Annotated in this window: 13 protein-coding genes; 10 read left to right on the top strand and 3 right to left on the bottom strand. The window is 59.8% G+C overall.

The window, feature by feature from the left end; genetic code table 11:
* Window positions 1–22: 22 nt before the first annotated feature.
* Window positions 23–247, bottom strand: a complete 225-nt coding sequence (locus ACR0AO_RS06390; RefSeq protein ID WP_480601344.1) for an N-(5'-phosphoribosyl)anthranilate isomerase — start codon at window positions 245–247, stop codon at window positions 23–25.
* Between the two features lie 34 nt (window positions 248–281).
* Window positions 282–890 carry a TetR family transcriptional regulator C-terminal domain-containing protein gene (locus tag ACR0AO_RS06385; protein WP_480601341.1) on the bottom strand — a complete coding sequence of 203 codons (609 nt, stop codon included), beginning with the start codon at window positions 888–890 and terminating at the stop codon, window positions 282–284.
* Between the two features lie 173 nt (window positions 891–1,063).
* On the opposite strand from ACR0AO_RS06385, the gene ACR0AO_RS06380 reads away from it, so the two are divergent.
* The 10 genes from ACR0AO_RS06380 (at window position 1,064) to ACR0AO_RS06335 (ending at window position 11,535) form a co-directional block, all read left to right on the top strand.
* Window positions 1,064–2,314 carry a Zn-dependent hydrolase gene (locus ACR0AO_RS06380; RefSeq protein WP_480601339.1) on the top strand — a complete coding sequence of 417 codons (1,251 nt, stop codon included), beginning with the start codon at window positions 1,064–1,066 and terminating at the stop codon, window positions 2,312–2,314.
* A gap of 271 nt (window positions 2,315–2,585) precedes the next feature.
* Window positions 2,586–4,040, top strand: a complete 1,455-nt coding sequence (gene hydA, locus ACR0AO_RS06375) for a dihydropyrimidinase (RefSeq protein WP_480601337.1) — start codon at window positions 2,586–2,588, stop codon at window positions 4,038–4,040.
* 5 nt (window positions 4,041–4,045) lie between these two features.
* Window positions 4,046–5,446, top strand: coding sequence for a pyridoxal phosphate-dependent decarboxylase family protein (locus ACR0AO_RS06370; protein ID WP_480601335.1), 1,401 nt, complete (start codon window positions 4,046–4,048; stop codon window positions 5,444–5,446).
* Window positions 5,443–6,228 carry an ABC transporter ATP-binding protein gene (locus ACR0AO_RS06365; protein ID WP_480601333.1) on the top strand — a complete coding sequence of 262 codons (786 nt, stop codon included), beginning with the start codon at window positions 5,443–5,445 and terminating at the stop codon, window positions 6,226–6,228. Before ACR0AO_RS06370 ends, ACR0AO_RS06365 begins: the two co-directional genes overlap by 4 nt.
* A 27-nt stretch (window positions 6,229–6,255) precedes the next feature.
* Window positions 6,256–7,188, top strand: a complete 933-nt coding sequence (locus tag ACR0AO_RS06360) for an ABC transporter permease (protein ID WP_480601331.1) — start codon at window positions 6,256–6,258, stop codon at window positions 7,186–7,188.
* A complete protein-coding gene (locus ACR0AO_RS06355) occupies window positions 7,185–8,033 on the top strand; it encodes an ABC transporter permease (RefSeq protein ID WP_480601329.1) in 849 nt (282 codons plus the stop codon). Before ACR0AO_RS06360 ends, ACR0AO_RS06355 begins: the two co-directional genes overlap by 4 nt.
* 61 nt (window positions 8,034–8,094) lie before the next feature.
* The gene (locus ACR0AO_RS06350) at window positions 8,095–9,084 is read left to right on the top strand and encodes an ABC transporter substrate-binding protein (RefSeq protein ID WP_480601327.1); all 990 of its coding nucleotides are present in this window, start codon (window positions 8,095–8,097) and stop codon (window positions 9,082–9,084) included.
* 173 nt (window positions 9,085–9,257) lie between these two features.
* Window positions 9,258–9,971: an ABC transporter permease gene (locus ACR0AO_RS06345; protein ID WP_480601325.1), complete on the top strand. Its 714-nt coding sequence runs from the start codon at window positions 9,258–9,260 to the stop codon at window positions 9,969–9,971.
* The gene (locus ACR0AO_RS06340; RefSeq protein ID WP_480601323.1) at window positions 9,964–10,698 is read left to right on the top strand and encodes an ATP-binding cassette domain-containing protein; all 735 of its coding nucleotides are present in this window, start codon (window positions 9,964–9,966) and stop codon (window positions 10,696–10,698) included. Before ACR0AO_RS06345 ends, ACR0AO_RS06340 begins: the two co-directional genes overlap by 8 nt.
* A 21-nt stretch (window positions 10,699–10,719) precedes the next feature.
* Entirely contained in the window at window positions 10,720–11,535 is an 816-nt protein-coding gene (locus ACR0AO_RS06335) for an ABC transporter substrate-binding protein (protein WP_480601321.1), read from the top strand.
* Window positions 11,536–11,580: 45 nt separating this feature from the next.
* On the opposite strand, the gene ACR0AO_RS06330 is transcribed toward ACR0AO_RS06335, so the two are convergent.
* Window positions 11,581–12,453 carry a substrate-binding domain-containing protein gene (locus tag ACR0AO_RS06330; RefSeq protein ID WP_480601318.1) on the bottom strand — a complete coding sequence of 291 codons (873 nt, stop codon included), beginning with the start codon at window positions 12,451–12,453 and terminating at the stop codon, window positions 11,581–11,583.
* Window positions 12,454–12,562 lie beyond the last annotated feature (109 nt).

Raw genomic sequence — 12,562 nt, 5'->3', positions numbered from 1 at the left:
ACAGAAAATTCGACGGATTTTCTCAGGACAGAATGGCGATCGGACCGTTGTGGCAGATGACGATATATTGGTCGGCGGTGCGGAAAAGATGATATCCGCGCCTCCGCACTTCGTTGATGAATGCTTCATGACCCACTTCGCGCCCGACCCATGTCATTGAGCGGCGCACCGCTGCCCCATGCTGTGCTGATTTGGTCGCAAAGAGCTGCGCAACCCAATGTTCGGGATTTGGTCTGACGCGGTTCATGTCAGAAAATTTCCCGAACACGGCTTAGTTACCGTTAAGGCGTCAGAAGTTTGCGGTAGAGCGTATCAAGAAATGGCTTTGCCCCTTCGAAAGGATCTTCTTTGCCCAGAACAGCTCGGATTTGAACATCGAAATCGGCATAGTGCTGGGTCAGCGACCAGATCGAGAATATCAGGTGGTAGGGGTTCACATCGGCGATGGACCCTGCAGTGATCCAGCGCTGGATCAGTTGCGCGGTTTCATCCACCAATGTCTTGAGGTCAGCGGACAGCACGGCATGAATATGTGGCGCCCCGCGGATGATCTCGTTCGCGAATAAGCGGCTTTCGCGCGGGTGGTTTTGGCTCATTTCCAGCTTGCGTTGAATATAGGACAGCATTTCCTGCAGCGGGTCTCCATCCGGGTCAATCGCCCTGAGGGGATCCAGCCATGTGTCCAGCAGCCGTTCGAGCAGGGCGGAATAGATCGCGTCCTTGCTGCGGTAGTAGTATAGAAGGTTGGGCTTGCTCAGCCCTGCCTCTGAGGCGATCTGATCGACGGTTGCGCCACGGAACCCTTGCGTGGAGAAAACATTCAGAGCCGCGTCCAGAATGGCTGCACGGTTTTTTTTCTGGATACGGGTTGGTGTGTGGTTTTCGGCCATTGGTGAACTTTGATCTCATTTATTGCCAGCCTGATCCCCGGGGGTTAGCAAATTTTGCCAGGTGTGCTGCAATTTCTTGACTGATGTCTGACCCGTGATAGCGTGAGTTTGACCAGATGGTCAAATCAAGACACCAAAAGCGAGCCAAATCGCAAGCAACAGGGAAGAAGAACATGGCAGCTCCGGCGCAGAACCTCAGAATCAATGGCGACAGGTTGTGGGACAGTCTGATGGAGATGGCCAAGATTGGCCCCGGCGTCGCGGGCGGCAACAATCGCCAGACTCTGACGGATGAGGATGGCGAGGGGCGCGCCCTGTTTCAGAAATGGTGCGAGGACGCGGGCTGTGCCATGGGGCTGGACCAGATGGGCAACATGTTCGCCCGGCGCGAAGGGACCGAGCCCGAGGCGCTGCCGGTCTATGTCGGATCGCATCTGGACACGCAGCCGACGGGTGGAAAATATGACGGTGTGTTGGGCGTTCTGGGCGGGTTGGAAATTATCCGCACTCTGAACGATTTGGGGATCAAGACCAAACATCCGATTGTGGCGACCAACTGGACCAACGAGGAAGGCACGCGTTATGCCCCAGCGATGCTGTCTTCGGGTGTGTTCGCGGGGATGCATACGCAGGATTGGGCCTATGATCGAGAAGATGCGGAAGGAAAGAAGTTCGGGGACGAGTTGAAACGTATCGGCTGGCGTGGCGATGAAGAGGTTGGTGCGCGCAAGATGCACGCGTTTTTTGAGCTTCATATCGAACAGGGGCCGATTCTCGAGGCCGAAGGCAAGGATATCGGCGTCGTTACTCACGGGCAGGGGCTGAGCTGGACCCAGATCACGGTGACCGGCAAGGATGCCCATACCGGCTCGACCCCGATGCCGATGCGTAAGAATGCCGGTCTGGCGATGGCGCGTATTCTTGAGAAAGTGGATGAGATCGCCTGGTCCCATGCGCCGCATGCGGTCGGAGCGGCGGGGCATATCGATGTCTATCCCAATTCGCGCAACGTGATCCCCGGCAAGGTGGTGTTCACGGTCGATTTCCGTTCTCCCGAACTGGATGTGATCACCGATATGGAGAACCGATTGCGGGTTGCGGCACAGGATATCGTCGACGAGATGGGCCTGCAGATTGAATTCGAAAAGGTCGGCGGCTTTGATCCGGTCAAATTCAACGAGGGCTGCGTTACTGCCGTGCGCAACGCGGCCGAGCGGCTGGGACTTACGCATACCGATATCATCTCGGGCGCCGGGCACGACGCCTGCTGGATCAACCGGGTGGCGCCGACGGCGATGGTCATGTGCCCCTGCGTCGACGGGCTGAGCCACAACGAGGCCGAGGAAATCAGCAAGGACTGGGCCGCCGCCGGGGCGGATGTGCTGTTCCACGCGGTCGTGGAGACAGCGGAGATCGTGGAATGAACAACCCGGATCGTGACCTTGATAACATGGAGCGTGATCAGCTTCTCTCGGAAGCCCGCAAATTGAGAGCGGCGATCCGTGCGCATCGAGATTCCAGTGGCCACGATCTGTGTTGGCATTGGCCGGACATGTGGGCATTGCTTCCTGATACGCCGGGGGGTGGGCCTGTCGTGCCGGATTGGCCGCAATTTATGCGCGGATGCGTTCGCTACCGAGCTTCTCTTGACCGAGAACTCGCGGATGCGCCTAGAACGAATAGGGAGTTTAAAGAATGACCACAGTCATCAAGAACGGAACCGTCGTCACCGCCGATCTGACCTACAAGGCGGATGTGCTGATCGAGGGCGGTGTGATCACGCAGATCGGGCCTGATCTGAAGGGTGACGAGCAACTGGACGCCACCGGCTGTTACGTGATGCCGGGCGGCATCGACCCGCACACGCATCTGGAGATGCCGTTCATGGGCACCTACAGTTCGGACGATTTCGAATCCGGCACGCGGGCCGGTCTGGCGGGCGGGACCACGATGGTGGTGGATTTCGCGCTGCCCAATCCGGGCGAGAGCCTGCTGGACGCACTGAAGCGTTGGGATAACAAATCGACCCGCGCGAATTGCGACTATTCCTTCCACATGGCCGTGACCTGGTGGGGCGAACAGGTGTTCGACGACATCAAGACGGTGATCGAACAGCGCGGCATCAATACGTTCAAGCATTTCATGGCCTACAAAGGCGCGCTGATGGTGAACGATGACGAGATGTATGCCAGTTTCAAACGGCTGGCCGAATTAGGCGGTACGGCACTGGTGCATGCGGAGAACGGGGATGTGGTGGCCGAATTGCAGGCCAAGCTGATGGCCGAAGGCAATACCGGCCCCGAAGCACACGCTTATTCCCGCCCGCCGCAGGTTGAGGGAGAGGCCACCAACCGTGCCATCATGATCGCCGATATGGCCGGCGTGCCGCTGTATGTGGTGCACACCTCGTGTGAGGAGGCGCATGAAGCCATTCGCAGGGCCAGGATGCAGGGCAAGCGGGTCTGGGGTGAGCCGCTGATCCAACATCTGACGCTGGATGACAGCGAGTATTTCCACCCCGACTGGGATCATGCTGCGCGACGGGTCATGAGCCCTCCGTTCCGGAACAAGCAGCATCAGGACAGCTTGTGGGCCGGATTGCAGTCCGGGTCGCTGAGTGTCGTGGCCACCGACCATTGCGCCTTTACCACCGATCAGAAACGTTATGGCGTGGGCGACTTCACCAAGATCCCGAACGGGACCGGAGGGCTGGAAGACCGGATGCCGATGTTGTGGACGCATGGGGTGAACACCGGTCGGTTGACGCCGAACGAGTTTGTTGCGGTTACATCAACAAACATTGCCAAGATATTGAATTGCTATCCAAAAAAAGGGGCGGTTCTGGTGGGGGCGGATGCCGATCTTGTGGTTTGGGACCCTGAGAAAACCAAAACGATCAGTGCCGATGCGCAGCAATCCTCGATCGACTACAACGTTTTCGAAGGCAAAGAGGTCAAAGGCCTGCCGCGCTTTACCCTGACACGGGGCCAGGTGGCGGTGCATGATGGCGAGATTCGCACGCAGGAAGGCCATGGTGAGTTCGTGGCGCGCGAGGCCAATACGACCGTGAACAAGGCGCTGAGCACCTGGAAGGAACTGACCGCGCCCCGCCCGGTAGAGCGGAGCGGAATTCCGGCGACCGGGGTTTGAGCCGCGTGTCCGGCCTTACACCCGAGCAGGAAGGCGCAATTCGGTTGGCCGCCGAAAAGGCGGTTGCCTATCGGCAGGGTGTGCCGGAGCGTCCGGTGCCTCCTGCTCTGGATCTCGATACCGCGGTTTCCCGTTTCCGGACATCGCTGGCCGAAGAGGGAATGCCCGCCGAAGCCGTTATCGCGCATGTCGCAGAAGATGCGGATGCGGGGATCAACCAAATGAGTTCGCCCAACTTTTACGGGTATGTCCTTGGCGGGTCTCATCCGGTCGGGGTGGCGGCGGACATGTTGGTGTCGGCCTGGGGCCAGAACGTAGGCTCCTCGGCAGAAACTCCCTCGATTACCGGAATGGAGCGTGCGGTTTGCGATTGGGTCATCGACCTGCTGAATCTGCCACCGGAAAGCGGAGTGGGCATTGCCACCGGTGCGACATTGGCAAACACCACCGGTATCATGGCGGCGCGCCATGCGTTACTGGCGCGTGAAGGCTGGGACGTCGAGGCGGACGGGCTGTTCGGGGCGCCCGAGATTTCCGTACTGATCAGCGACGACGCGCATTCTGCGCCCTTTGCAGCTCTTCGATATGCCGGGTTTGGTGCCTCGCGAGTGCTGCGCGTGGCCACGGACGGTCAGGGAAGGATAAGACCGGATGCGTTTCAGGAGGCCCTGAATCAGACCACCGGTCCGGTGTTGGCGGTCCTTCAGGCGGGGCATATCAACACCGGTGCGTTTGACCCTTTCGCCGATATAATCCCCGTGGCCCGCACCCGAAATGCTTGGGTTCATGTAGATGGCGCTTTTGGTCTCTGGCTGTCGGCGGTGCCGGATCTGGCCCCGCGGCTCGCCGGTGTGGAACTCGCGGACAGTTGGGCCGTCGACCTGCACAAATGGCTGAATGCGCCTTTCGACGCTGGCGTAGCCATCGTCCATGATCGGACCCCGCTGGTGGCGTCGATGTCGGCGAGGGGGGAGTATTTGCCGGCAACCAATGCGCACTGGGAGCCAACGGATTCCGTCTTTGAACTTTCGCGCCGTGCGCGTGGTGTGCCCAGTTACGCCATCCTACGCCATCTCGGGCGGCAGGGGGTTCGCGAAATGGTGGCCCGACATTGTTTGCTGGCCACCAGGGTTGCCCAAAAAATTGCCGCCGAACCCGGCATGACCGTTATGAACGAGGTGGTTGCGAACCAAGTTGCGATCCGCTGCGGCGAAAGCGACGCCGAAACGCGGGAGGTATTGGAAATCGTGCAGGCGGCGGGAAAGGTATACCCGACCCACGGGCAATGGCTGGGGTACGAGATCATTCGTGTTTCGGTGATCGGCTATGCGACTCAGGAAGAACACGCGGACCTTCTGGTGTCCGAACTTATCAATGCTTGGAAGACCGTACGGGGGAAGATTTGAAGGAAGAAGAAGTCATCAAGGCGGAAGATCTGGACCTGACGTTTCAAACCAACGACGGGCCGGTACATGCGCTCAAGGATGTGAACCTGACCATCGACAAGGGCGATTTCGTCAGCTTTATCGGCCCGTCCGGATGTGGCAAGACCACGTTCCTGCGCTGTATCGCGGCGCTTGAGACGCCGACCGGAGGTGCGCTGAGTGTCAATGGCATGACCCCGGACGAGGCGCGGCGGAGCCGGGCCTACGGCTATGTGTTTCAGGCGGCGGGGCTCTATCCCTGGCGTACCATCGCCAAGAACATCAAGCTGCCGCTTGAGATCATGGGGTATTCCCGGGAAGAACAGGAAGAACGGGTTGCGAGTGTTCTGGATCTGGTCGATCTGAAAGGGTTCGGTGGTAAATATCCCTGGCAGCTTTCGGGTGGGATGCAACAGCGTGCCTCGATCGCGCGGGCGCTGGCTTTCGATGCGGACATTCTTTTGATGGACGAGCCGTTCGGGGCGCTTGACGAAATCGTGCGCGATCATCTGAACGAACAGTTGCTCAAGCTATGGGCGCAGACCAGCAAGACGATTGGCTTCGTCACCCATTCGATCCCGGAGGCAGTTTATCTGAGTTCCCGGATCGTCGTGATGAGCCCGCGCCCGGGCCGGATCACAGATGTGATCGAAAGTCCGCTGCCCAAGGAGCGGCCCTTGGATATTCGCGATACACCGGAATTCCTGGAGGTTGCACACCGTGTGCGCGAAGGATTGAGGGCGGGGCACGCCTATGATGATTGAGGCTTTGGATATTGCGGGGAGGGCGGAATGAAAAATCTTCTGCCTATCCTGACGGTGCTCGCCGTGATTGTCGGCCTTTGGTATATCGCCGTGGCGCCGATGAATATTCGCGTCGCGCTGGATCAGGCCGAACGGGGCGGGCAAGAGGTGGTGCCGGAAACCTCGCTGGCCCGGCAGGATGTCTCGGTCTGGCGATTGATGGCGCAAAACCGGGGGCTGGTGTCCGTCGGCTATGATCTGGAGCGGCCCCGCCTGCCGACGCCGCTGCAGGTCGGGCGCGAGTTGTGGAAGACCACGGGCGAAATGGCCTTGCGGGGGCGGGCGATGTCGAAACGTTCGTTGATCTATCATGCCGGGATCACATTGCAATCGACGCTTTGGGGATTTCTGCTGGGCACTGCGCTGGGAATCCTGGGGGCCGTGGCCATTGTCTATTCCCGCGTCGTGGATATGAGCCTGATGCCTTGGGCGATCATCAGCCAGACGGTGCCCATCGTCGCGCTGGCGCCGATGATCATCGTGGTCAGCTCTCAGGTCGGAATCGAGGGGCGCGGCGTGCCAAAGGCCATCATCTCGGCCTATCTGTGCTATTTTCCGGTTCTGGTCGGGATGGTGAAAGGATTGCGGTCGCCGCAATTGTCGCAACTCGACCTGCTGAAAACCTACAATGCGTCGGGACGCCAGAGTTTTCTTTTGCTGCGCCTGCCGTCATCGGTGCCGTATCTGTTCACCTCTCTCAAGGTCGGCATTGCCGCTGCTCTGGTCGGCACCATCGTCGGCGAATTGCCGACCGGCGCGATTTCGGGCCTTGGCGCCCGGATTCTGATCGGGGATCAATTCGGGACACCATTGGCAATCTGGGCGGCCCTGCTGGCGGCGGCCATTCTGGCAGGTTTGCTGGTGACTTTGCTCGACATTCTGCAACGCGTTGCGCTCAGTCGGATGGGGATGCGGACATGACTTGGCTATCGCTTGCGCTCATCTTTTGGGGGTTGGCCTGGTGGGCCAATTATCGGCTTGCCATTTCGCGCTGGAACAAGACCCGAGGCGTACGCGTCCTTGTCCCGGTTTTGTTCGGAGTGACCTTGCTGTTCCTCTGGGAAGGGTTGGTGAGGGGCCTTGGTGTGTCACCTGTCATTCTGCCGCCACCGTCAGATGTGGCCGAAGAATTTGTTCGGTCGATTGACATTTTGTGGGCGGATTTTCAGCAGACTGTGTTCAAGGGGGCTTTGTCAGGGTTCTTGATTGGCGGTTCAGCGGCTGTCGTATCGGCCGTTTTGATCGACCGGTCCGCCTTTTTGACCCGTGGTCTGCTTCCCATCGGCAATTTCGTTGCTGCATTGCCCATTGTCGGCATCGCACCGATACTGGTCAGCTGGTTCGGATTCGACTGGCAGTCGAAGGCGGCGGTCGTCGTGGTGATGGTGTTCTTTCCCATATTGGTCAACACGGTGCAGGGATTGCGTGAAACCGACGCGATGCAGCGGGATCTGATGCGGACCTATGCCGCGGGGTATTGGCAGACCCTGCTGAAACTGCGTCTTCCGGCGGCGATGCCGTTTGTGTTCAACGGATTGAAAATCGCCACAACCCTGGCACTGATCGGCGCCATCGTGGCGGAGTATTTCGGTTCGCCGACCCGTGGCATGGGGTTTCGCATTTCAACCGGTGTGGGCAGCCTGTCTATCGACCTGGTCTGGGCCGAGATCGCGGTTGCCGCAGTGGCGGGCACGGCATTTTACAGTATCGTGGTATTGATCGAACGGGCGGTAACGTTCTGGCATCCTTCGCAACGCAGACGATGAATTGCAGTCAAGACAGATCCTCGAAAAAAGAGGGCAACGAATTCAACAAGGAGAGTAAGACATGAAAAAAATGATCACTGGGCTGGCGCTGTCGCTGGGCTTCGCCGCATCGGGCGCACTCGCGGCGGACGAGGTTACGCTGCAGTTGAAATGGGTCACGCAGGCCCAATTTGCGGGCTACTACGTGGCCAAAGACAAGGGCTTCTACGAAGAAGAGGGTCTGGACGTCACGATCCTGCCCGGAGGCCCCGACATTGCACCGACGCAGGTGATCGCCGGGGGCGGCGCGGATGTAACGGTCGAGTGGATGCCTGCCGCGCTGGCCGCGCGGGAAAAGGGCCTGCCGCTTGTCAATATCGCGCAGCCATTCAAAAGCTCGGGCATGATGCTGACTTGCTGGAAGGATGCCGGCATCGCCTCGCCAGATGACCTCAGGAATCGGACCTTGGGGGTTTGGTTTTTCGGCAACGAGTTCCCATTCATGAGCTGGATGAGCCAATTGGGCGTCGACACCGGCGGCAAGGGCGAAAACGGTGTTGAGGTTCTCAAGCAGGGGTTCAACGTGGACCCGCTGTTGCAGCGTCAGGCAGATTGCATCAGCACGATGACCTACAATGAATACTGGCAGGTGATCGATGCAGGCGTCAGCCCCGAGGAACTGGTTACCTTCAAATACGAAGATCAGGGCGTGGCCACACTGGAAGACGGGCTGTATGTTCTGGAGGAAAACCTGGGCGACGCGGCCTTTGTCGACAAGATGACCCGCTTTGTGCGAGCTTCGATGAAGGGTTGGAAATACGCCGAGGAAAATCCCGACGAAGCTGCACTGATCGTGCTCGACAACGACGAAACCGGTGCGCAGACCGAAAAGCACCAAAAGCGGATGATGGGCGAGATCGCCAAGCTGACGGCAGGGTCCAACGGCTCGCTTGATCCGGCGGATTATGAGCGCACGGTGAACACTCTGCTGGCCGGCGGTTCGGATCCCGTGATCACTGCGGCGCCCGATGGTGCATGGACCCATCAGATCACGGATGGCGCACTGAACTGATCGACCATCCAGGCGCCTGGATGACAGGTGGTATCGCAAGGTGGCGCGGCCTCGAACGGGGCCGCGTTTTTTGTTGCAAATCCGGTTTCTCGGCTGGAGATTTTCAGGTTTTGAATTAGAGTAATGCTGTGATTGCCTGCAGATTGCGCAGATACTCTTGATGATGGAATAACATGCAGAATTTTGCAGAAGAACTGCACGCGGCTCTGGCGCTGATCTTTCAGGGCGATGCCGAGCTATGGGCGATTGTGCTTCTGTCGTTGCGCGTATCCGTCATTGCGGTTTTGATTTCTGCTCTCATCGGGATGCCGCTGGGCGCGGCTTTGGCTGTCAGCCGTTTTCCCGGTCGGCGTGGTGTGATCGTATTGGTAAACGCCCTGATGGGGCTGCCACCGGTGGTTGTCGGTTTGCTGGTCTATCTGATGTTGTCGCGCTCAGGGCCATTGGGTGTACTTCAACTGCTTTATACGCCGACAGCAATGATCATCGCGCAGGTCGTCCTTGTGACACCCATCGTGGCGGCCCTGACCCGGCAGGTGATTGAAACGCTAGCCGAGGAATACGCCGAACAGCTGCGCTCGCTGGGGGTTTCCCGCCTTGCCTCGGTTCCGGTTTTGCTGTGGGATGCGCGTCTGGCGCTGGTCACGGCATTGTTGGCCGGGTTCGGGCGGGCCATTGCCGAGGTCGGCGCAGTCATCATCGTTGGAGGCAATATCAACCACGTCACCCGCGTCATGACGACCACCATCGCGCTGGAAACTTCCAAGGGAAATCTCGCTCTGGCCCTGGCCTTGGGGGCAATCCTGATCGGCATCGCGATCGCGGTGAATGCGATGGTCAGTGTGTTGACCCTGAAAGCCGAGCGTGAGGGGGTGCTCCATGCGTGATCTCGGCGTGGAAACCATGCGCGGAGTGGAGGTGCGCAAGCTGCGCGTCGGGCGCGATGGCCGGGTTTTGCTGGATGTTCCGCAACTATTGCTGGATGGTCCGGGGCCGACGCTCATACTGGGGCCGAACGGAGCGGGCAAAAGCCTGTTGCTGCGGTGTTTGCACGGATTGATCCTGCCGGATGCCGGACAGGTTTTCCAGGATGGAACCATTTTGAATGCCGAACAAAAGGCGAGGCAGGCGATGGTGTTTCAAAAACCGGTTTTGCTGCGCCGCTCGGTCGCCGCCAATCTGGATTTCGTGCTGAAACGCCGGGGGCTGGAGCGTACAGCGCGCCGGAACCGGATCGCGGAGCTGCTGGCCGAGGGCGGTTTGCAGGCCAAGGCACGGCAATCGGCGCGCTCGCTGTCGGGCGGCGAGGCGCAACGGCTGGCGATCCTGCGGGCGCTTGCGACCGAGCCGGATATCCTGTTCCTCGACGAACCCACCAGCGCGCTGGACCCGGCGGCCACGCAGGCGATTGAACGGATGGTCCTGCATGCCTCGGTACAGGGCGTGCGGATCGTGATGGTGACCCATGATATCGGTCAGGCCCGGCGTCTTGCGGCGGATATCGTAATGATGCAGGGCGGTCGTGTGGTCGAGCACGGCGCTGCCAAACAGGTGCTTGATGCCCCGACAACCCAGGCGGCGCGCCTCTATCTGGCCGGTGGGCTGGTGACGTAACCCTTGAAATTGGAGGAAATCATGATCGGAACATGGTTCCGGGCAAGCGCGCTCGCTTTTGCTTTTGCGGTCGGATCGGCGCAGGCCGAGGATGATTTCATTGTCTTGCAATCCACCACTTCGACGCAGAACTCCGGATTGTTGGATCATATCTTGCCCGGTTTCGAGGCCGAGACCGGGATCGATGTGCGCGTGGTCGCCGTGGGCACGGGGCAGGCGATCAGAAATGCGGCCAATGGCGACGGCGATGTCTTACTAGTCCATGCCAAACCGGCTGAGGAGAAATTCGTCGCCGACGGCTGGGGGGTGAAACGTTTCGACGTGATGTACAACGACTTCGTTCTGATTGGCCCTAACTCGGACCCGGCCGGGATCAGGGGCGGCAAAGATATAGTGGCCGCGCTGACCGCGATTGCCTCAACGCAGGCTCCGTTTGCATCGCGCGGGGATGACAGCGGCACCCACAAGGCGGAGCTGCGCCACTGGAAAGCGGCGGATGTCGATGTGAGCGCCGCCTCGGGCGAGTGGTATCGGGAAACGGGTTCTGGCATGGGCGCGACGCTGAACGTGGCGGTCGGAATGGACGCCTACGCCTTGACGGACCGGGCCACCTGGATTGCCTTCGGCAACAAGGGACGCTTGGAGGTGCTGCTCGAGGGGGACCCGCGACTTTTCAACCAATACGGTGTCATCCTGGTCAATCCCGAAAAGCACCCGCGCACCAAGGCCGCAGCCGGTCAGCGATTCATCGAATGGCTGTTAAGCGATGATGGCCAGATGGCCATTGCGTCCTATTCGCTGGACGGGCAACAGCTATTTTTTCCGAACGCAAAGTGAGTTGCCCGCGTCAGCCGGGACCCGAAAAATCCCGGTGACCGCGGCTTATCCGGATTGTCCGTTGTGGTGCACGGTGCCAAGACCATCAAGGTCATAGCCGCCCAGTTCCCTTGCCCGGGCAGCGAAGCGGTCCGAGTGCAGGAACGCCATGAGTTTCTGCATCGGCGCGTCAAAATATGCCCGGCGCCATATCGCCAGATCAAAGCGTTCCTCATGCGTCGGGACAAAACCCAGCCCATAAAGGCCCGCCAGCGCCCCCAGCCCGAAACCCGCTTCGGCCTTGCCGTCGTGCAGGGCAATGGCCAGTTCCTCTTCGGTGCGGGCGCAAGATGACAGAGGGGCCATGTCATCCGCATTCAGCCCGTGCCGCTCCAGTTGCGTCAAAAACAGGCGCTGGCTTGCGGCGCTGTTCTGCCGCTGAACAACGCGACGGCCCTTCAGGTCGGCAAACCCGGAAATTCCGGTGCCCTCGCGGGCCAACAGCAATCCCCGCTTGCGGCGGGCGATTTCGATCAATACGACGGGCGCTTCTCCCATACTCTGCTGAAGAGCGTTCAGGTTGAAGCCATCCTCTTCGTGAATATGCAGGGCAGCGGCCTGTGCGCCTCGGTCCCTGAGCCGGTCGAGCCCATCGAAGGATCCGTCATAGTAGGTTGCAAGTTCTGATCCGCTTTCCCTCAGTGCCCAGTCCAGAAGGGGATCGTGACTGCCTGCCACGATCGGGGGCAGGGGCGGTTCCGCAACCTGTGGGCCTGCATGCGATGCGTTCAGCCAGGCCAGGATTTCGGCGCGCGGAAACAGCAGTTTTCCCATTGCGCGCACATGCGGGATTTCGCCGGACGACGCCAGATCATAGGCTTTGCGCTCACCGATGCGCAAAAGATCGGCCAGTTCACGGGTGGTCAGGAACTCGGGCATTCAGTCGAGGCGAACCGCTGAACCCGTTTCAGGCGCCGAAAATCCAAGTTGTTCCAGGGCCATCGGGGCGGCCGCGGCGACAACGACCATGGTGGCGAGGGCGGCCAGA

It is taken from the genome of Ruegeria sp. AF8 (assembly GCF_056541825.1).
This window is presented reverse-complemented; position numbering and strand designations above follow the sequence as displayed.

Excerpts from the sequence above, each read along its gene's own strand:
- ACR0AO_RS06335 (WP_480601321.1), top strand. The coding sequence starts at position 10,720 with ATGATCGGAACATGGTTCCGGGCAAGCGCGCTCGCTTTTGCTTTTGCG.
- ACR0AO_RS06340 (WP_480601323.1), top strand. The coding sequence starts at position 9,964 with ATGCGTGATCTCGGCGTGGAAACCATGCGCGGAGTGGAGGTGCGCAAG.
- ACR0AO_RS06355 (WP_480601329.1), top strand. The coding sequence starts at position 7,185 with ATGACTTGGCTATCGCTTGCGCTCATCTTTTGGGGGTTGGCCTGGTGG.
- ACR0AO_RS06345 (WP_480601325.1), top strand. The coding sequence starts at position 9,258 with ATGCAGAATTTTGCAGAAGAACTGCACGCGGCTCTGGCGCTGATCTTT.
- ACR0AO_RS06385 (WP_480601341.1), bottom strand. The coding sequence starts at position 890 with ATGGCCGAAAACCACACACCAACCCGTATCCAGAAAAAAAACCGTGCA.
- ACR0AO_RS06330 (WP_480601318.1), bottom strand. The coding sequence starts at position 12,453 with ATGCCCGAGTTCCTGACCACCCGTGAACTGGCCGATCTTTTGCGCATC.
- hydA (WP_480601337.1), top strand. The coding sequence starts at position 2,586 with ATGACCACAGTCATCAAGAACGGAACCGTCGTCACCGCCGATCTGACC.
- ACR0AO_RS06380 (WP_480601339.1), top strand. The coding sequence starts at position 1,064 with ATGGCAGCTCCGGCGCAGAACCTCAGAATCAATGGCGACAGGTTGTGG.
- ACR0AO_RS06360 (WP_480601331.1), top strand. The coding sequence starts at position 6,256 with ATGAAAAATCTTCTGCCTATCCTGACGGTGCTCGCCGTGATTGTCGGC.
- ACR0AO_RS06390 (WP_480601344.1), bottom strand. The coding sequence starts at position 247 with ATGAACCGCGTCAGACCAAATCCCGAACATTGGGTTGCGCAGCTCTTT.
- ACR0AO_RS06350 (WP_480601327.1), top strand. The coding sequence starts at position 8,095 with ATGAAAAAAATGATCACTGGGCTGGCGCTGTCGCTGGGCTTCGCCGCA.